Annotated in this window: 20 protein-coding genes, 1 rRNA gene and 1 pseudogene; 2 read left to right on the forward strand and 20 right to left on the reverse strand. The window is 43.3% G+C overall.

The features are described from left to right. Positions 1-31: 31 nt before the first annotated feature. From cooS to BLP57_RS12140, 5 genes are all read right to left on the reverse strand, one after another. Positions 32-1924 carry an anaerobic carbon-monoxide dehydrogenase catalytic subunit gene (cooS, locus tag BLP57_RS12120; RefSeq protein WP_021975846.1) on the reverse strand — a complete coding sequence of 631 codons (1893 nt, stop codon included), beginning with the start codon at positions 1922-1924 and terminating at the stop codon, positions 32-34. A gap of 116 nt (positions 1925-2040) precedes the next feature. Then, entirely contained in the window at positions 2041-2811 is a 771-nt protein-coding gene (locus tag BLP57_RS12125; protein WP_021975845.1) for an ATP-binding protein, read from the reverse strand. 112 nt (positions 2812-2923) lie between these two features. Next, entirely contained in the window at positions 2924-3856 is a 933-nt protein-coding gene (locus tag BLP57_RS12130) for a methylenetetrahydrofolate reductase (protein WP_059085931.1), read from the reverse strand. Positions 3857-3879: 23 nt separating this feature from the next. Continuing rightward, positions 3880-4062 (reverse strand): CooT family nickel-binding protein, encoded by a 183-nt coding sequence (locus BLP57_RS12135; RefSeq protein ID WP_015525304.1) that lies wholly within the window; start codon positions 4060-4062, stop codon positions 3880-3882. A 64-nt stretch (positions 4063-4126) separates the two neighbouring features. Next, positions 4127-4519, reverse strand: a complete 393-nt coding sequence (locus BLP57_RS12140; protein ID WP_015525305.1) for a hypothetical protein — start codon at positions 4517-4519, stop codon at positions 4127-4129. 346 nt (positions 4520-4865) lie between these two features. Here BLP57_RS12140 and BLP57_RS12145 point away from each other — a divergent pair, with 346 nt between their 5' ends. Next, positions 4866-5693: an aldo/keto reductase gene (locus BLP57_RS12145; protein WP_022426672.1), complete on the forward strand. Its 828-nt coding sequence runs from the start codon at positions 4866-4868 to the stop codon at positions 5691-5693. Between the two features lie 155 nt (positions 5694-5848). Here BLP57_RS12145 and BLP57_RS12150 read toward each other — a convergent pair whose 3' ends face one another. From BLP57_RS12150 to BLP57_RS12165, 4 genes are read right to left on the reverse strand one after another with little or no spacing between them, the layout of a single operon-like run. Continuing rightward, a complete protein-coding gene (locus BLP57_RS12150) occupies positions 5849-6865 on the reverse strand; it encodes an NAD(P)H-dependent glycerol-3-phosphate dehydrogenase (protein WP_021650176.1) in 1017 nt (338 codons plus the stop codon). 12 nt (positions 6866-6877) lie between these two features. Beyond that, positions 6878-7525 (reverse strand): glycerol-3-phosphate 1-O-acyltransferase PlsY, encoded by a 648-nt coding sequence (gene plsY, locus BLP57_RS12155; protein ID WP_092072025.1) that lies wholly within the window; start codon positions 7523-7525, stop codon positions 6878-6880. Positions 7526-7529: 4 nt separating this feature from the next. Then, entirely contained in the window at positions 7530-8855 is a 1326-nt protein-coding gene (gene der, locus BLP57_RS12160) for a ribosome biogenesis GTPase Der (RefSeq protein WP_015525309.1), read from the reverse strand. Beyond that, a complete protein-coding gene (locus BLP57_RS12165; protein ID WP_059085935.1) occupies positions 8818-10203 on the reverse strand; it encodes a DUF512 domain-containing protein in 1386 nt (461 codons plus the stop codon). The genes der and BLP57_RS12165 overlap by 38 nt, the downstream gene beginning before the upstream one ends. 144 nt (positions 10204-10347) lie before the next feature. Here BLP57_RS12165 and BLP57_RS12170 point away from each other — a divergent pair, with 144 nt between their 5' ends. Beyond that, positions 10348-11520: a ribose-phosphate pyrophosphokinase gene (locus BLP57_RS12170; RefSeq protein ID WP_015525311.1), complete on the forward strand. Its 1173-nt coding sequence runs from the start codon at positions 10348-10350 to the stop codon at positions 11518-11520. Here BLP57_RS12170 and pgeF read toward each other — a convergent pair. The 11 genes and pseudogenes from pgeF to BLP57_RS12225 form a co-directional block, all read right to left on the reverse strand. After that, positions 11507-12352 (reverse strand): peptidoglycan editing factor PgeF, encoded by an 846-nt coding sequence (gene pgeF, locus BLP57_RS12175; protein ID WP_092072028.1) that lies wholly within the window; start codon positions 12350-12352, stop codon positions 11507-11509. The genes BLP57_RS12170 and pgeF overlap by 14 nt on opposite strands. Before the next feature lie 18 nt (positions 12353-12370). Beyond that, positions 12371-12730 (reverse strand): YraN family protein, encoded by a 360-nt coding sequence (locus BLP57_RS12180; protein WP_092072031.1) that lies wholly within the window; start codon positions 12728-12730, stop codon positions 12371-12373. Positions 12731-12775: 45 nt separating this feature from the next. Continuing rightward, positions 12776-13531 (reverse strand): ribonuclease HII, encoded by a 756-nt coding sequence (locus BLP57_RS12185; protein ID WP_015525313.1) that lies wholly within the window; start codon positions 13529-13531, stop codon positions 12776-12778. Continuing rightward, positions 13531-14388 (reverse strand): ribosome biogenesis GTPase YlqF, encoded by an 858-nt coding sequence (ylqF, locus tag BLP57_RS12190; protein ID WP_015525314.1) that lies wholly within the window; start codon positions 14386-14388, stop codon positions 13531-13533. The genes BLP57_RS12185 and ylqF overlap by 1 nt, the downstream gene beginning before the upstream one ends. Positions 14389-14430: 42 nt before the next feature. Continuing rightward, positions 14431-15039, reverse strand: coding sequence for a signal peptidase I (gene lepB / locus BLP57_RS12195; RefSeq protein ID WP_015525315.1), 609 nt, complete (start codon positions 15037-15039; stop codon positions 14431-14433). Positions 15040-15135: 96 nt separating this feature from the next. Further along, on the reverse strand, positions 15136-15483 hold the full coding sequence (gene rplS, locus BLP57_RS12200) for a 50S ribosomal protein L19 (protein WP_015525316.1): 348 nt from the start codon (positions 15481-15483) through the stop codon (positions 15136-15138). A gap of 138 nt (positions 15484-15621) precedes the next feature. Next, complete coding sequence (locus tag BLP57_RS12205; RefSeq protein ID WP_092072034.1) at positions 15622-16497, reverse strand: methionyl aminopeptidase; 876 nt, start codon at positions 16495-16497, stop codon at positions 15622-15624. Between the two features lie 196 nt (positions 16498-16693). After that, entirely contained in the window at positions 16694-17857 is a 1164-nt protein-coding gene (locus BLP57_RS12210) for an RNA-guided endonuclease InsQ/TnpB family protein (protein ID WP_092072037.1), read from the reverse strand. After that, a pseudogene (locus BLP57_RS12215) lies at positions 17787-18319 on the reverse strand (IS607 family transposase). Before BLP57_RS12215 ends, BLP57_RS12210 begins: the two are co-directional and overlap by 71 nt. A gap of 404 nt (positions 18320-18723) precedes the next feature. Then, the gene (locus BLP57_RS12220; RefSeq protein WP_022427325.1) at positions 18724-19422 is read right to left on the reverse strand and encodes an energy-coupled thiamine transporter ThiT; all 699 of its coding nucleotides are present in this window, start codon (positions 19420-19422) and stop codon (positions 18724-18726) included. 324 nt (positions 19423-19746) lie between these two features. Continuing rightward, positions 19747-20016, reverse strand: a 23S ribosomal RNA gene (locus BLP57_RS12225); the annotation flags it as partial.

The following is a 20016-nucleotide window of genomic DNA, read 5'->3' on the forward strand; positions in this document are numbered from 1 at the left end:
CCTTTTATAACATTTTAAAGATCGCAACGGATTAGATTCCTAATGCTGTTCTCTTCTCTTCAATTCTCTCGATCATAAGATCAACTAATTTCTCGATGTCTGTCTCTACTGTGTAAGCAGCACCTGTCCATTTTCTTGTTCCCTCTGTAAGAAGTTCGCACATTTCTGAAGAACCGGAAACATATGGATCAACGCCAAGGAATGTATCAATACCAGTACCAACTACGTAGTTACCGATGGATACAGCTTTTTCAGACATCCACTCAGGAGCACATCCTACTACAGGAAGCTGATTGATCTGAAGTCCTGCATCTTTTGCAAGTTCAGCAGCCAGGATCATCATACGGGAGATATCTACGCAGGATCCCATATGAAGTACTGGTGGGATATCAGCCAGCTCACAGACACGTTTCAGACCTGCACCGCAGAGATCTCTTGCGGATTTGTCCATCAGACCAGCTTTAGCAGCTGCCTGTGCGGAACATCCGGAAGCGATGATAATGATATCATTTGCGATACACTTCTTCATCAGTTCGATATGTGCATAGTCAGGACGGATCTTAGGATTGTTACATCCAACCATAGCGACAGCACCACGGATAACACCGGAAGTGATGCACTCAAGTAATGGTTTGGTTGTTCCTGTTACATCAACCTGAGAGTTTGTAACACCATCAAGAACTTTAACGATCGCTTCTACTGAATAACCAACAGTAGCTTTCTGTTTCAGCTGTGGGATATGTACAAGCTCAGGTTTTCTGTTCTTGAAGTTATCGATAGCCATCTTAACGATTGCTTTTGCATTTTCTCCTGCTGTCTCAGCGTTGAATCTGATAAATTCAGAATCCGGCATCTGAGCGATCGGAGAAGTTGTAACAAATTTAGTATGGAAACATTTGCTCAGAGGTCCTAATGCAGGGAAGATACACTGAACATCAACTACGATCGCCTCGCAGGCACCTGTCAGCACTACGTTCTCCTGCTGCAGGAAGTTACCAGCCATCGGAACACCACGACGCATAGCTACCTCGTTAGAAGTACAGCACACACCGGAAACGGTGATTCCTTTTGCTCCTACAGATTTTGCATAATCGATCATTTCTTTGCTGTCTGCATACTCACAGATCATCTCAGAAAGACTCGGATCATGTCCGTGTACAACAATGTTTACGTTCTCTTCAACCATTACTCCAAGGTTAGCCTCTGTATCAAGTGGCTTCGGGGTTCCGAATAATACATCAGAGAACTCTGTTCCCATCATGGAACCGCCCCATCCATCAGCCATACCGCAGCGAATAGACTGTTTTACAAGTGCCTCCGGAAGAGATGAACATCCCATATGAGACATATGCAGGGAGCTTGCAACCTCACGGTCGATAGCACGTGGTGCGATTTCGTTCTCGATCAGTTTTTCTTTCTGTCCTGCAGGCATTCTGTCAAGGAATCTCTGATATCCGAACGGTTTACCATATTCCATAAGACCGATCTCAGCCATCTCATGAGCCAGATCATAGATATCCTTGCCTTCTGTTTCCACGCCCCACTCTTTAGCGATGCGAAGCAGTTTCTCAGGATCTTTTACCTGATAATTTCCGCCCTCTTTTGCACAGTACAGTGTATGGCAGATCTCACGACCATGATCGGAGTGAGTAGCTGCACCACCGGCTGTAAATTTAAGGAAGTTTCTTCCTACGATACCATGAGCATCACATCCGCAGATTCCTCTTGGAGCCTTCGGTGTAATACGACACGGTCCCATTGCACAGATACGGCAGCAAATACCCTGCTCACCGAATTTACAGTGCGGAGTCTGGTTCTTTGCACGGATCTGCCATGCATCTGCTCCTACCTTTGCACCTGTCTCGAGAAGACGGGCTGTAGCGGCTTCAAATTCCTCCACTGTAGTTAATTTGAATTCACTCATTATAGACCTCCTTTAATAGCACATCTATTTTTATTTTTCTTTTTATAATAAGCCCAGAGCAGGAACCCATCCCCACCCATGGGTTATTCTCTTTTTTAAAAAAAGGTTTATATTAATTATAAACCTAATTTATCAAAAATTTCAAAAGCTGCTTTTCTCATCGGATTATCCTCAGGAAGAGTAACGGTTGGTTTACCATCGCAGTCATATTCATAAACTGCTTCATCCTGTGGTACCACACCGATCAGATCGAGTCCCTGATTCCGGATTTCCTCAAGAATTCCGGAATTCAGTTCTGCTTTTGGTGCGCGATTGATAATAAGACCCACTCTGGAAGGCTTCATATCACATTCCTTAATAAGCTCTGCTATTCTTCCAACTGCCTGTACTCCTCTTCTGGAACAGTCACTTACAAGGATTGCTGTCTCCATACTTGGAAGGATTCCTCTGCTGATATGTTCCATTCCAGCTTCGTTATCCACAACAATATACGGATAATTTTTCTGGTATTTGGCAAGCTGTGCCTGAAGCAGACCATTTACAAAGCAATAGCAGCCTTTTCCCTGGGTTCTTCCCATTACAAGAAGATCATAATCATCTTCCTCTGCAAGAGCATCCTCAAAACGTACCTCCGCATAATCTGCCTTGGACATTCCTTTGGGGATCGGGCTTTTCTCTGTCATCTCAGCATGTGCGATCTCCTCGCGGACATCGCCAAGAGTCGTATCTACTTCTACGCCAAGAACCTCATTCAGATTTGAATTGGCATCTGCATCTACAGCCAGTACAGGTCCTTTTTTCTTTTCGCAGAGATACTGGATCAGCATTCCGCATAATGTAGTTTTTCCAACGCCGCCTTTTCCGGCGACTGCAATAACATGTGCCATAAAACGGGCACCTCCTGATTTTATATCTGTTATGCCGGCGCATAAGGGAGGTGCCTGATACTGTTCTGGCACCTCCGCATCGTGCCGGAATTCTTATTTATTTCGTTGATGATTAGATAAGTGTACGAAGTCCGGATCTGTCAATGATCTCGGATACATCTTTCCATTTGTTTAATGCATAAAGATGGATACCGTCAACACCAAGAGCGCGATACTCATCGATCTGTCTGATGGTGTATTCGATTCCTTCTTCTTTGAATCGTTTAACCTTGTCCTCATAGAACATGTCAAATGGTTTACCATCAGCATCTTTAGCGTTAAACGGATTCGGGAACAGCCAGTTTCTGGAGATCAGCCTGCAAAGCTCACTGTCCATTACACAGCCGTTACGTGAAAGAGCCATATTAATGGTAGCTGCCTGATCCAGGATCGGCATTACACCAACGTCTACAGGCATTGTCACTCCAGCCTCGCGGATAGCGTCCAGCCAGTATTTAAACTGTTCCATATCCCAGCAGAGCTGGGTCATGATATAATCAGCACCATTGTCCTGTTTCTGTCTCAAAACAGCAATATCAGCATCCAAGCTTCTGCATGCGATATGGCCTTCCGGTGAACCGGCTACTGCGATCTCGAACTTATCGCCAAATTCATCACGGACAAATTTAACAAGGTCTGTCGCATAATTGAAATCTCCGCAGGTTGTTGTCTCACCAAGTGGAATATCTCCGCGAAGTGCCAGCATATGGTCAACACCATCTGCCAGATACTGTTCCAACTGCTGTCTGATTCCTTCTTTTGTGTTCTTGATCACTGTGAAGTGTGTTACAGGAACAGTTCCTGCATTCCTGATCATCTGGCATACTTCCCTGTTGGCACCGACATTTCCGCCGCCGGCACCGTATGTACAGGAAATATACTCCGGTCTATACTTCATGAGATGTTCAATGGTTCCCGGCAGGTTTGCCATACCTTTTTCTGTCTTTGGCGGAAAAAGTTCAAAAGAAAGCAGCATTTTTTCTCTCATTGCTTCAGATAATTTCATTGATCGTCCTCCACGTATTTGTATCAGTTACACTGCAGTTTCACGATGCTGTTTGCAAGATCCACCATAAGGATACTGCCTTCTACCACGCGCTCATCTCCCATGATATCTCGAAGGATCAATTTATTTCCGTCCACATCGATCCGGCTTACATTCTTAAAGATCACAGAATTATCTTCTTCCTTATATACTGTTGCAAGACACATAATCATTCCTCCAAATAAGTGGCATCATTTAACCACTATGCTGTCAAAACTATTCTGTCGGTTTTTATTTCAACTCTTCCTTAACAAGTGTAAGGGCAAGTCCAAGTCTCATATTGCCTTTCTGAAAATCTGCAACTGCCTCTTTGATCGTCTTCGCAGCTGCATCCATGTTAAGCTTCTTAAGATTGTCAGCCATCTGATCAAGTTCTGCGGCATGATGCTCGTTATGCTGCAGCATGTAGGTAAGAAGTGCTACAGTCTCATTCTTGCAGTCACCGCTCTCGCAGGAACCGCAGTGTCCATCACCGTGTGTATGACAATGGTTATCTCCTTCCGCATGGCTGTGTGTATGGCTGTGAGTCACACCGTCCTCATGGGTGTGCTCATGTGTATGTTCATGGCTGTCTGCATGTCCATGCTGAACAAGATTGCCATTCTCATCTTTGATTAAATGCATAAATACCCCTTTCCTGTATCCGCCGGGCGGACACTCTCATGACAAGAATTTATCAATTAAATTTATTATACATCTTTTCACTGTTATTATCAAGAAAATAATTATAAAATATAGCCAAAATTATATGCTGTTTTTCCTATTTTTCCAAAAACTTTGACAGTAAATTAACTCGATTGTTTCATTTTTAACGAAGTTAGTCTCTTCAAACCACAACTTATTACCCAGTCTGCGCGTCTGTCCAACTCTAAGCTTTATCACTTTTGTAATATAATTGATGTGATTCTTTCATATTTTTGTGCTATAATAGCAAAAGCATGGAAAGCAGAACATACAAGGAGGAATTATTTTGAAAGAAACTGTTTTTCTGAACAACGACAGAGAAATGCCTCTTCTGGGGCTTGGCGTATACAAGTTGCCCGATGACGTACAGGCCGAAGCAGCAGTCACTTCTGCTATTTCCGCCGGCTACCGCATGATCGATACCGCTTCTGTTTATAAAAATGAAGAAAGCGTTGGACGTGCCATTGCCAAATGCGGAGTTCCCAGAAAGGATCTTTTCATCACCAGCAAAATCTGGAACAATGCGCAGCGTCTCGGCGATGTCCAGGGAGCTTTTTCCCGTAGTCTCGACCGTCTGAAAGTCAGTTATGTAGATCTCTATCTGATACACTGGCCGGTTCCCGGCTGCTATTTGAGCACCTGGAAAGAGCTGGAATCCATTCTGGAATCTGGACGTGCTTTAAGTATCGGCGTCAGTAATTTTGATATCCGGCATCTGGAAGAGCTTCGTAAGATATCCGGGGTTATTCCTGCTGTAAACCAGATCGAGTGCCATCCTTTGTGTTACCCTGCTGAACTGATCGAATACTGCAAGGCTTTCGGTATTCAGGTACAGGCTTATGCTCCTCTGGCAAGAGGTGCATATTTTGATAATGATGTAATGTGTGTTCTGGGGACCAAATATGCCAGGACTCCTGCACAGATCGGGCTTCGCTGGGCAATACAGAAGGGAATTTCTGTCATTCCGAAATCCATCAACCCGGAACGAATCCGCAGCAATGGAAATATCTTTGACTTCAACATCGAGGATGAAGATATGGCGATCATCGATACACTGAACGAAGATCTGCATACTTCTCATGTTCCAGAAGATCTCCGTGATATTCAGTTTTAATTTCCCATAATAATGCAAAAAAGATATCTGTCAGAGCATAAGTGATCTTCTGACAGATATCTTTTTATTTTTTCTTTTCAGTTGATACGGCGATCCTGTTATTCCCAGCTTAGCATTTCACATATCTGAAACCCGGAAATATTTAACTGATCCGCTCACGCATTTCCCCACGGGAGCATGGGCGTTTCCACTTTTTTATCACGCAGCATCAGGTCCATTACTGCTTCCGCTGCTGATTTTCCTTCAAACAGTACGCGGTTCACTTCCGTTATGATAGGCATCTCCACCTCATATTTCTCCGCAAGCTCTCTTGCAGCTCTTGCAGAATAAACGCCTTCCACAACCATCTGCACTTCTTTCATAGCTTCTTCCATCGTATATCCCTGGCCGATCAGATATCCGGCCTTTCGATTACGGCTATGCTTACTTGCACAAGTCACGATCAGGTCGCCGATCCCGGACAGGCCGTAAAAGGTTTCCATCTGCGCCCCCATTTTTTTACCAAGTCTTCCTATTTCTGTGATTCCCCTGGTGATCAGTGCCGCCTTGGTATTATCTCCATATCCAAGGCCGTCGGCAGTACCTGCTGCCAGTGCGATCACATTTTTCAGTGCTCCGCCAAGTTCCACCCCAAGGATATCCGGTGTTGTATACACGCGGAACACAGGGCTCATAAAAATACTCTGAAGGTATTCCGCAGTTTCCTGTGTATGTGCGCTGATCACACAGGTTGTAGGAAGTCCGCGTCCTACTTCTTCCGCATGGCTTGGACCGGAAAGTACAGCTACATTACCCTGCGGGATTTCTTCTTCGATCACCTCGCTGAGTGTTTTCAGTGTCTTTTCCTCAATACCTTTAGCAACATTGACGATCTTCTGGTCCCTGCACACAAACGATGCCATCTTGTGTGCAGTACTCCGGATATACGGGGAAGCTACTGCCAGAACTGTTACATCCACATCCTTAAGCGCACGCTCCAGATCTGTCAGGACATCGATTTCATCCGGAAGCCGTACCCCCGGAAGCCTGTCAGGATTTTCTCTTTTTTCCCGGAGTTTCCGGGCATTCTCCGGTCTTGCTGACCAAAGAAGGACTTCATGGCCATTATTATGCAACAGGAGTGCCAGGGCTAATCCCCAGCTCCCCGAACCCAGTACGCTGATTTTTGCCATAAATCTTACCTCTTATTTTTTATTCTTACTGCTTAAAAACACCTTATTCTCTGTTCCATGAAACAGTCTTACAATGTTTGCCCTGTGTCTGTAGAACGCCATTGCTGTAAGAACTGCCATCACGATATAAAGCTCAACAGTATGCGCCTGATCCATCCCATATTTTCCCATATGTCCAAAAACTAGGATCAGGATAAAAGCCACCGCATATGCACTGAGAGAGCAAAGCGATACATAATGAGTTGTAAAGAACAGTGCAAAAAAGACAACTGCACATACAATAAATATCCGCCAGTCAAAAGCAATGATCATGCCTACAGAAGCAGCAATTCCCTTTCCACCGCGAAATTCCATAGAAATCGGAAAATTGTGGCCGAGGATACATCCCAATGCTGCATAAAGGGTAAGAAGCGGAAGGATACCATTCATGGAATTTCCATAAACCATTCTCACGATCACAATAGCCAGTACACACTTCAGGCAGTCTCCCAGCAGGGTGATCGCTCCCGCTTTCTTTCCAAAGGTCCGGAAGGCATTCGTAGTACCCGCATTCCCGCTGCCATGATCTCTGATATCTGTCTTGTGGACTTTTCCAATAATATAGCCTGTCTGAAAAAGCCCGCATACATAACCGATAACAAGACAAATAATACGTTCCATACTTTTATTCCTTTTCCCCGCGCTCGCGGATGATAAATTTCAGGGAAGTTCCGGAAAATCCAAATGCATCCCTGATCTTGTTCTCCAGATATCTTACATAGGAAAAATGCATCAGTTCCTTGTCATTGACAAAGATAACAAATGTCGGCGGTTTTACCGCAACCTGTGTCATATAGAAGATCTTCAGTCTTCTTCCTCTGTCAGACGGCGGTTGCTGAAGAGCGACTGCCTCAGAAAGGATCTCATTAAGAACACCTGTCTGGATACGAAGTGTCTGATTTTCGATAACTGTATCGATATTTTCGAAAAGCTTTGGAAGTCTCTGACCTGTTTTTGCAGAGATAAAGATGATCTGTGCATATGGCATAAAGGAAAGGATCTGACGGATCTTTTCCGTATGCTTGTAGATGGTCTTGTCATTTTTCTCAATGGCATCCCATTTATTTACCGCTACGATGATACCCTTTCCTCTGTCATGAGCGATTCCCGCGATCTTAGCATCCTGCTCGGTAACACCCTCGGAAGCATCGATCACAACTACAACCACATCTGCACGCTCTACAGCTGTCACAGTACGGATAACACTGTAGCGCTCAATCTCTTCTTTTACCTTACCCTTGCGTCGAAGTCCTGCAGTATCGATAAAAATATAATCTTTTTTGTTCCAGGTAACCTTTGTGTCAATAGCATCACGTGTGGTTCCTGCAATATTGGATACGATCACACGCTCCTCTCCAAGAAGCTTGTTGATCAGAGAAGATTTTCCCACGTTCGGCTTTCCTACAATGGCGATCTTCGGAATATCATCCTGATCTTCCTCTTCACTCTTATCCGGGAACTCTTTGATCACCTCATCCAGCATGTCTCCAAGACCTTGTCTGTTAGCTGCGGAAATCGGGATCGGTTCTCCGATTCCAAGATTGTAAAACTCATATACGTCCATCATATATTTCTGGTGGCTGTCTACCTTGTTAACTACAAGACGTACCGGCTTGCCGCTGCGGCGGAGCATATCTGCCACCTTGGCATCGGAATCCACAAGACCCTGGCGGACATCTGTGATAAAAATGATCACGTCTGCCGTATCAATGGCGATCTGTGCCTGCTCTCTCATTCTTGAGAGGATGATATCGCTGCTGTCCGGCTCGATTCCGCCTGTATCGATCAGGGTAAATGTCCTGTCAAGCCATGTGACATCTGCATAAATCCTGTCACGGGTTACTCCTGGTGTATCCTTTACTATGGAAATATTGTCACCTGCCAGAGCGTTAAACAGAGTGGATTTGCCTACATTAGGCCTTCCCACTATCGCTACTACTGGTTTGCTCATAAATCTGTCTCCTTCTTGTTTGTTTATGTTCCGGAGGGTTGATCACAGCTTTCACCAGATCACGTCCTCCTGTGTCTACGATTACAATTTCTGTGTTCAGCGCTTCCGAAAGCTCTTCCAGTGTCATGTCATCCAGAAAAATCTCCTCATCACCTTTCAGCATGCTGCACGGGATCAGAATCTTCTCTCCAAGGTCAAGACCGGAAAGCTGCTCTTTCAGATCCTGCCCGGTGATCAGGCCGGACACTGTGATCTTTTCACCGAAAAAACGATTCTCGATGGTTGTGACCGGAATCTGCACATTGGGATATTTCTTCTGGATCTCTTTAATATAGCGTGCGATAAAAGGCGCTGCCAGTTTTCCTGTGGCGATCCTGCCTGTCACCTTACGGTCGTCACCGGAAAGCCCCTCCAGCGTTTCTTTTACTTCCGTTTCCAGAAGTCTGAGCATTCCCACGCCATTCTCAAGCTGCAGATATCCATCATATTCATCCTCACAGGGAAGCTCCCTGTCTGCCAGAATATACCATTCGTCTGAAGCATGGATAAAATGGATCCCATATTTCTCCATCATGATCTTCTGCCAGCGTTCGATCTGCCCCAGGACTTTTTCAGCATCTTCCTTATTAAAAGGTTCCAGAGGATAGAGACCTTCTCTGTATTTGGTAAGTCCTACCGGTACAACAGAAACGCTCTGAAGGACCGGCGCATAAGCGGAAAGCTTTTCGAGGCTGTATTCCAGCTCGTCTCCGTCATTGACACCCTTACACAGTACGATCTGTCCATTCATGGTGATTCCTGCATTGTACAGCATATCCACCTTATCCAGAGCCTTTCCTGCAAAACGGTTATGCAGCATTTTACACCGGAGTTCCGGATTCATTGCCTGGAACGAAATGTTGATCGGTTCCAGATGATAGCGGATCACACGCTCAATATCCTTCTCGCTCATATTGGTAAGCGTAACATAATTTCCCTGAAGAAAGGAAAGCCTGGAATCATCATCCTTAAAATACAGCGTCTCACGCATACCTGGAGGCATCTGGTCAATAAAACAGAACATACACTTATTTGAACAGGAGCGATAGTCATCCATCAGTCCTCCGTTCTCAAATTCTATTCCAAGGTCTTCCTCATATTCCTTCTCTACCTCCAGCTCCCACTCTTCACCATCAGGCTTCTCTACCAGAAGCACCACGAGCTCTTCATTCATGAGATACCGGTAATCGAAGACATCTTCCACAGGCTGTCCGTTTACAGACACAAGTCTGTCTCCCGGCTCCAGCCCCAGCTCCTCGGCAATACTGTCGGGCAGCACCCTGGAAATCATATGCTTTCTTAATTTCATCATTATCTCCCTTTTCTATCCCGTATATAATAACAACTTTGCTCTTAAAAATCAACACTTTGAGAAAACACCTTGACTGACACGTGGGTCTGATGTTATAAATAGACTGAGAATTTTTAATGACATACACTTAGGAGGAATATTATGCCAAACATAGAATTGCTGGAAAAGTCTATGCCTGTTGCCCCGATCCGAATCGCCGCACTTGCCGGATGTCGCGAACTGGCCGAGGAGGTTGACAAAAAGCTGGTTAAATTCCGTAAAGAACTTGTAGCCGCCAAGAAATCTACCATCATCCCACAGGGATATGCAGAAAAATCTTTCCTTGTAGATTGCGAATGCCCACGTTTCGGAACCGGTGAGGGTAAGGGTTACATCAAGGAATCTGTCCGCGGAACAGACCTTTATATCATGGTAGATGTGACCAATTACAGCCTTACTTACAGCGTATGCGGTCATGAGAACCACATGTCTCCGGATGACCATTACCAGGATCTGAAGAGAATCATCTCCGCAGCCACCGGTAAAGCACACCGCATCAACGTTATCATGCCATTTCTTTACGAGGGACGTCAGCACAGACGCACCAAGAGAGAATCTCTTGACTGTGCACTTGCACTTCGCGAGTTAAGTGCCATGGGTGTTTCCAACATCATTACTTTTGATGCTCATGACCCACGTGTACAGAACTCTATTCCGCTGAAGGGCTTTGATAACTTTTTCCCCACATACCAGTTCCTGAAAGCACTGGTCAAAAATGTCCCTGATTTCAAGCTTGATAATGATCATCTCATGATCATCAGCCCGGATGAAGGTGCCATGTCCCGTGCTGTATACTTCTCCAATATCCTTGGAGTCGATATGGGTATGTTCTACAAACGCCGTGATTACTCCACCGTTGTCAACGGAAAGAACCCGATCGTTGCTCACGAATTCCTCGGAGATTCCGTAGAGGGCAAAGACGTTGTCATCATCGACGATATGATCTCTTCTGGAGAAAGTATGCTGGATGTTGCCCGTCAGCTCAAAGAGCGTAAAGCCGGACGTGTATTCGTCTGCACAACCTACGGTCTGTTTACAGATGGCGTAGCCAAATTTGATGAATATTACGAAAAAGGCTGGCTGGACAGAGTCATCACAACCAACCTTAACTATCGTATTCCTGAGCTTCTTGATCGTCCATACTATATCGAAGCAAACATGAGCAAATATCTTGCAAGTATCATCGATATCATCAATCATGATGTATCTGTCGAGAAGGTTCGTTCCAGCAACGAAAAGATCATGGATCTCATGAAAAAAGTCAACGAACAGTAATAAATGCTCCCAGGTTTCCACGTTTCCCGTGAGAAGCCCTGTGTGAGTAAAGAAAGAGCGGATTACAGCAGGTGCAGATGCCCGGCATTGAGATCCGCTCTTCTTTTATGCCTGCATCCAGAAAGATCCTTCGGTTCGCCTCCCACAGATTCAGCTGGTATTTCCCATCTGGTTTTCTGTAAAAAAGCACATCCCAGTATTTTTCTTCAAACGCCTCTCTAAACTGATCGATCACATCTTCACTAACTTCATAGCAATCCTGACAGATAGAAGGACCAATGGCTGCATAAAGCTCTGAAGGATCTGTCTGAAATTCCTCAGTCATCTTCTCCACCGTCACTTTTCCGATCTTTCCTACAGTACCTCTCCAGCCGGAATGAGATAATCCCACAGCTCTATGTACCGGATCTATAAAGAAAAGTGGTACACAGTCCGCATAAAACGTTGCCAGCACCAGTCCCGGCACATTGGTGATCATTCCATCCACATCTGTATAAGGTCTTGGTTTTGTGATCCCATTTCCTCTGTCTTCTTCCGTGACCACACGTACATTGGTGGTGTGTGTCTGATCAGAGGTTACGATATCTTCCATGGAAAATCCCATAGCAGCAGAAAGTCTGCGGTAATTTTCCCGCACCGCAGACTCTTCATCCCCTCTTGTGAAGCTTAAGTTCATAGATTCATAAATCCCCTGGCTTACTCCTCCCAGGCGGGTACTGAAGCCATGTACGATCCCGGGAAGTTTCTCAAAAGCAGGATATGTAAGCCAGGTAACCTTGTTCTTCTGATTTACATTCATTAGCTGTTTATCTTTATACCATTTTATTTTCATCTTATGTGACCAGTCCTTTCAACTGCAAAAATCAAAAGCATTTTTTATCCAGTGGATGTTCTCTCCATCAATTCCTACTACGTCAAAACGGCAGGGAGGCAACTCCCGGTATCCATGTGCAATCAGATAAAACATTGCCACTTTGCTGATGATCCTCTGTTTTTCTCTCCCTACCGCTGAAAAAGGACTTCCACTCTTTCCGTTCTTTCTGTATTTCACTTCAATAAACACCAGATATCTTCCATCCTGTGCAACAAGATCGATCTCACCACTTCGGCAGCGAAAATTTCTTTCCTTGATCTGTAGCCCCTTTTCTTCCAGGAACGCTGCAGCAATTCCTTCATAATAGCTGCCCTTCTGTCTTCTATTTTCCTTCAGATAAACAAAACCTTTCTGTTTTTGATGTCGGTATCTTAAGTATTTTTATACAAAATGTGTGATAAACGTTTTTCTATGTATCGGACTTGGTCCATATTTCTTCAATGCTTCAATATGCGCTGCAGAACCATATCCTTTATTGGAGGCAAATCCGTATTCCGGAAGAACCTTATCATATTCTTCCATCATCCGGTCTCTGGTCACTTTGGCAACAATACTTGCTGCCGCAATGGATACACTTTTTGCATCACCTTTGATGATGGGTACCTGCGGAATCTGGATTTCCGGTATGGTAACCGCATCGTTCAAAAGCAGCTGCGGCTGCACAGAAAGCCTGCTCACTGCCTGACGCATTGCCTCATAGGTTGCCTGCAGGATATTGATCTCATCAATCCTCTCCGGACTTGCCATTCCAATTCCAACAGAAACTGCTCCCTCCAGGATCACATCGTACAATTCTTCTCTCTTCTTAGCTGTAAGCTTTTTAGAATCATTCAGCCATAAAATATCGCAGTCTTTCGGAAGGATCACCGCACAGGCGACTACCGGTCCGGCAAGAGGGCCTCTTCCCACCTCATCGATCCCGCAAAGATATCCAAGATGCTCATATTCATGTTCATATTTCTTCATGCTCTCTGTACGTACACGCTCATCCTCCAGAGCCTGAAGCTTTTTGTGATACTGCTGGATCAGTTTCTGTACACCGCTTCTCTCATCATTTTCATAATGACGAAAAAGGGCGTTATATTCGCCCTCCTTCGCTGACGCAAAACGCGCCTTGATATCTTTCATTGTTTCCATTACGCTTCCTCCGGACCTTTTGGAAACTCCAGAGTCACTTTTCCCAGTTTTCCGGAACGAAATTCTTCCAGCAAAAGGCGGGATGCTTTCTCATAATCAAGCTCTTCGCCCTTTTTCAGACATCCTCTTGCTTTCGCAACTGCAGTAAGGATATCCAGCGGTTTCAGCTCTTCTTCTACATTGTATCTCTCTCTGATCGCTGCCGGATAAAACTCCTGCAGATATCCGATCAGACCCAGGGCAAGTTCTTCGATGTTCAGAATATCGTCCTTGATCGAACCGATATAGGCAAGACGCATTCCAACTTCCTGATCTTCAAATTTTGGCCAGAGAATTCCAGGGGTATCCAGAAGCTCCACACTTTTATTCAGACGTATCCACTGTTTTCCTTTTGTAACTCCTGGTTTATTACCGGTCTTGGCACAGGCTTTTCCTGCAAAGGTATTGATAAATGTTGATTTTCCAACATTAGGGATTCCTGCAACCATCGCACGTACCGGACGGTTTTTGATTCCTCGTCTCCGGTCTCTCTCTGTCTTTTCCTTACATGCCTCTGTGATTGCCGCAGAAACGGCCTTCATAGATCCCTTATTGCGGGAATCAATACTTACCGCATAGATTCCTTTTTCTTTGAAATATTCCATCCAGGCACGGTTCTGTCTCTCATCGGCAAGATCTGCTTTGTTGAGAAGGATCATACGCGCCTTGTTTTTTCCCAGCTCATCAATATCCGGATTTCGGCTGGAAAGAGGAACTCTTGCATCTACAAGCTCAATGATCAGATCGATCAGCTTGATATCTTCCTGCATCTGACGCTTCGCCTTCGTCATATGGCCTGGATACCACTGTACGTTCATAATTCACCTCATTTATCTATACTTTAATCTGTTTACTTTGATCTATTTTATAAAACCTATTTTATTTTTCGGAGAAACTGTAAACCAAACTTTCCCGACAATGTACTTCTTACTGATATTTCCGATATCGCTGAAGCGGCTGTCCTCACTGTTATTGCGATTATCACCAAGGACAAAATATTCCCCGCTTTCCAGAGTTATAGCACTATTTGCAAGTCCTCCATCTGTCATATCCTGATAAGCTCCGTTTTCTTCATAAACCTTGCCGTTGATATAGATCTTCCCGTCTTTAACCTGAACAGTCTCCCCGGGAAGGCCGATCACACGTCGGATATGCAGGGCTGCCGAGTCACTGGCGCTTGTTTTAAAAACGATCACATCTCCACGTTTTGGTGAACTGACCTTATATAAAGCCCTGTTTACAAAAAACTTTTCACTTACAGAATACGTGGGTTCCATGGCACTTTCTTGCAATGTCACAGTCTGAAATGCAGAAATTGCAACCAGCACAGCAAAAACCAGGGTCACAATAATTTCAAACACCCATTTCACGATTCCTCTTGTCCTGTCATCACGAAGCTTCTCCCTTGCTTCGGAAACAGCTCTGTTTTCCTTCAGATTTTCGATATTAATCTTCTTATTTAATCCCATATTCTATCCCCTGTATGTGTCTTTACACGCATACGCACTGATGTAAAAAGAGGGACAATAGCAAATGTTATTGTCCCTGCCTCTTTACTTATGAAATTATTTTACAAGCTCTTTAACCTTAGCTGCTTTACCTACACGATCTCTCAGGTAGTTCAGTTTCGCACGGCGTACTTTACCATGACGGATAACCTCAACCTTAACTACATGTGGGGAATGAAGCGGCCATGTTTTCTCAACACCAACACCGTTGGAGCTCTTTCTTACTGTGAAAGTCTCTCTTGTGCTTCCACCCTGTCTCTTAAGTACTGTACCCTCGAAGATCTGAACACGCTCACGTGTTCCCTCTTTGATCAGTGCGTGTACTCTTACTGTGTCTCCTACGCGGAACTGCGGTACTTCAGCTTTCAGCTGAGCGGACTCAATGTTCTTAATAATTTCGTTCATTTCTTTCTCTCCTTAATTATACTGGATGTTCTTAATACACATATGGTAACAGAGGACCATCTTTTTTCACAACATATGTGATTATACACTAGATAACTTCTCATTGCAAGGACTTTTTTTCCGGATTTTCGATGGCTTTTACCAGCAAAGGACCTCATGTCCTGTTTCTGTGACAAGGACCATGATCTCCCACTGTGCCGATGGCAGACCATCCTCTGTCCTCACTGTCCAGTCATCGATCTCATCTGTATAGATTTCATCAGATCCCATATTGACCATTGGTTCAATAGTAAAGATCATTCCGGGTACCATGAGTACACCTGAATCTTCCTTAGATGTGTAGCTTACCCATGGATCTTCATGAAACTCAAGACCTACACCATGTCCGCCAATTTCTCTCACAACTGTATAGCCGTTTTCCACTGCATGTTTGTGTACAGCACTTCCCATATTTCCGATCGGTGTCCATGGTTTTACCTGTTCAAGGCCAAGCTCTATGCATTCTTTTGTCACACGGACAAGCTTCTCCTTCTCCGGACTTACCTGTCCAATACAGAACATACGGGAGGAATCAGAAAAATATCCCTGATAAATGGTGGATACATCTACATTGACAATATCACCTTCTTTTAAGACAATTTCTTCATCCGGGATTCCGTGGCATACTACCTCGTTGATAGATGTACATACGCTTTTTGGAAAACCTTCATAATTAAGTGGTGCCGGAATTCCGCCATGACGTACTGTTTCTTCATGTACCCAGTCATCAATCTGCTGTGTCGTCACGCCTGGTCCGATATGCTCTGCAACATAATCAAGAACTGCAACATTGATCTTGCAGCTCTCTTTGATCTTCTCGATCTGTGCAGGTGTCTTGATCAGATCATGGTCAAGAACTGCATACCCCTTCTTTTTCATGAGTTCCATTTTTTCATCAAATGCTTCATGACATTTTTTATATTTTTTTCCGCTTCCACACCAGCAGGGATCATTTCGTTCAATTTTTTTAGACATCTTTTTCTTCTGCCACTCAAAATATGTGTAAATATACTCACATCGAGATAACGTAGACTCTCACGAGTTCTACTTACTGCTTCACCGTGTATGTTTTTGATTGACCGAAATCATATCTACTCACAAGTTCTTGTACACTCCGCAGTCGTAAATTCCCGAAAATAGCCTTCGGTACATACTTACGTTTGCGTTTTAGTTATGCAACTTCGTAAGTTATTGCATCTCTCAAATTAAGTGCAGCATTGAGATCTCTGTCTTCGACATAACCGCAACTGCATTTGAATATTCTATCTGAAAGCTTTAAATCTTTTTTGATAGCGCCACAGCAGTGACAGGTTTTAGATGATGGATACCATCTATCTACTATTCGAAGTTCGATCCCATTTTCATTGCATTTGATTTGCAGCTTTGTTCTAAATTCATAAAACTTTTGTGATGCAACTGCTTTTGAAAGATGTCGATTCTTCATCATACCATTTACATTTAAGTCCTCGATCGTTATATAAGATGGCTTGGTTTTCACTATCTCAGTGATTGTCTTGTTAATGTAATCAGTACGGATATTATCTATCTTATGATGAAGTTTCTGTACCTTGAGTTTTTGTTTTTGTATATTCGCCCTTTGAGTGACTTCTCCTTTCTTTAGATTTTCATACTTACGGGAGAGACATCTCTGTTCCCGAATAAGTTGTTTCTCAAGCTTTTTCAGTCTTGCTGACTTGTTGATGTTCTTATAAGTCTTACCATTAGAAACAATGGCAAAATCCTTTAATCCCAAGTCTATGCCAATTCCTGCATTGGAATTATCAGCAATCTTGTTATCAGAAATTTCTACAAGAACTGAAACATAGTATCTGTCAGCTTTCATTGAGACCGTGCCACTTTTAACCACATATCCGTCTTTAGTTGTTGGAATATATCCTTTTTCTTTGATACGGACCCAACCAAGTGACGGAATATTGATTCTATGCCTTTCGCAACGACAATCCTTTGGATTATTCTTTACAAAATACATCTTTACATCAGATCTGCCTTTCTTTTTGAACTTAGGAAAAGCACTCTCGTGATTGAAAAATCTTGTAAAAGCAGTTTGTCCATTATTTACTGACTGTGTTACTGCTTTTGAATAAGCTTCCTTGATCCACGAATACTCCGGATGCTCAGAAAGATATTCATTGTTAAGCCAGACTCTAAACCTGTTACTGCTCATAAACTTTTCACCGTTGTTGTAAAGTTCTTTATTATGGGCAAGATAGAAATTATAAATAAATCTACAAGTTCCTATCGTCTTATGAATCTTGACTTTCTGTTCCTCTGACGGATTTATTTCCGTCTTGAAGCTCTTTAGCAATTTCCACATCCCTTTCTATTTGTTTTTTATACTTACGAAGTCCGTACAACCTGCAAGAGAACACATGGAGTATTGAAACAATATCCTGCACGAGGTTTTGATTTTTTGTTCCATCACTTCATCTAATAATTCGTTCCACTTTTTACGATTGTAATTAAGGCCACTTCCATAATCTTCAATACACTGGTCTACAATAATACCTTTGGCATTACAAAACTGTCGTAAAAATGCAACCTAGTTTTGTAAATCATCTTTTTGATTTCTTGTAGATACCCTGGCATAAATAACTACCTGACGTTGGTCATCTTCAGTACTTATTCCTTTGAATTGCAGATATTGGTCATAAGTGTAATAACGTCTATCAGTTGGAGTTCGGTTTGCCTTTAGAGTTCCGTCTCTATCCCAACGCTGTAATGTTTTTACAGATACACCTAACAGTTCAGCAAAATCTTTTGGCTTGTAATTTGTGATATTTGATGTGTTCATAATAATTTACTCTTTTGAGTACTTTTAAACACATTTGATCACATTAGTCAACAAATTTGATTACTTAAGATATTCTCCTTTTCGCAACTGTATGGCTGCTTTTTCTTTTGTATTTTATATGTTCAGATATGTTATATCTGTCTGAAATATTTTAACCGAATCAAAGAAGTCTCCTATGTGGTTGCGAAAAGCAATAAACTGTAGGTGGGGACTTGCCTTCATCCGTTTGAATGGGAAATTATTCCGCCTGATTATCATAGCACAACTTTCTTTAGGTGAAAAGTATTCTTTGTGTTTTTGGTTTGTTTTATATAACTTTTTGTGATTTTTCAATAAAAAAAGATCGTAGTAGCTTGAACGATCTATTTTTATTTATGTGTCTGTATTAATTATTTTTCGGTGGCTGCAGATTGTCGGTTTCCACCAGTTGCCATTATTCGCATTCGCCCAAGTGCACGGGATACTGCCGGAATAGAAATTACTACGATCGTCAGTACACCTTCCAGAAGAATATAACTGTAATTGTAAATAATCGGATACAAAGCTGTCAGAGACTTCGGGAAATTATCCGGCATATAATCCATCCAATAAAGATATCCGCCAAGTGCATGGAATGCCCCTCTTGCCAGAATTGCTAGTATGTATGCTTTAAGAAGACCATGTTTTCTGGATTTTGTAAATAATCCGGAAAGCCCCATGGCTCCAAATGCCAGAATGTAATCACAGCATACCTGAAAAAATGAAAGGACATATGGCTCCTGGAGGAACTGAAAAATCCCATATACAAGACCGGTAAGAATTCCTACCTTAATGCCATACCAGTAACCGATCAGAACAATAAACAACATACTGAACAAGGTCACAGATCCGCCAAATGGCAGTTTAAATATCTTAATGTAGGAAGTTACATATGCAAGTGCCAATGCTACTGCACAGGTAACCAGCTGCTGTGTGGTAAATTTTAATGCAGATGTGTTTTTCTGAAGTAATACTGCTACCAGAATTATCAAAATCAGGACTGCAATAACAGATACGGCATATCCTGCCGTTGTGAGACCGCCTTCGGCAGTCACAAGAAAATTAAACATACTCTTTTCTTTCCTCCTTACGATTAAATTTCCCAAATCAAGTTCAAAGGTCAAAGCCTGCACCTCCTCACAGCCTGGTCAGGCTCCTTTGGTCTTACCTATTGTAGCATATGGAAAAAGAGATGTAAATGGTGGGAGATGTATGATTATATATAATAAAAACAGGAGAAAAATCCATGTACTGATTTTTCTCCTGCTTTCCTCTTTCCCTTTGTACCTTAAAAACTACATACATGCTTTGTTGATGGTTAATCAAACTTTTTGAATCAAATTTAACCTGCGTACCGATACTACAGCGGGGGGTATCCCCGCTTCCTCGGCTGGTTGGTCAAGCCCTCACCCGATTAGTAACAGTCAGCTCCATGTGTTACCACACTTCCACCTCTGCCCTATCTACCTCGTCGTCTTCAAGGGGGTTTACTTCACTAAGAATGGGATATCTCATCTTGAGGGGGGCTTCACGCTTAGATGCCTTCAGCGTTTATCCCTTCCGGACTTGGCTACCCGGCCATGGCTTTGGCAAGCCAACCGGTCCACCAGCGGTCCGTCCATCCCGGTCCTCTCGTACTAAGGACAGCTCCTCTCAGATATCCT

Source organism: Blautia sp. SF-50 (assembly GCF_900101315.1).
Classification (GTDB): domain Bacteria; phylum Bacillota; class Clostridia; order Lachnospirales; family Lachnospiraceae; genus Blautia_A; species Blautia_A fusiformis.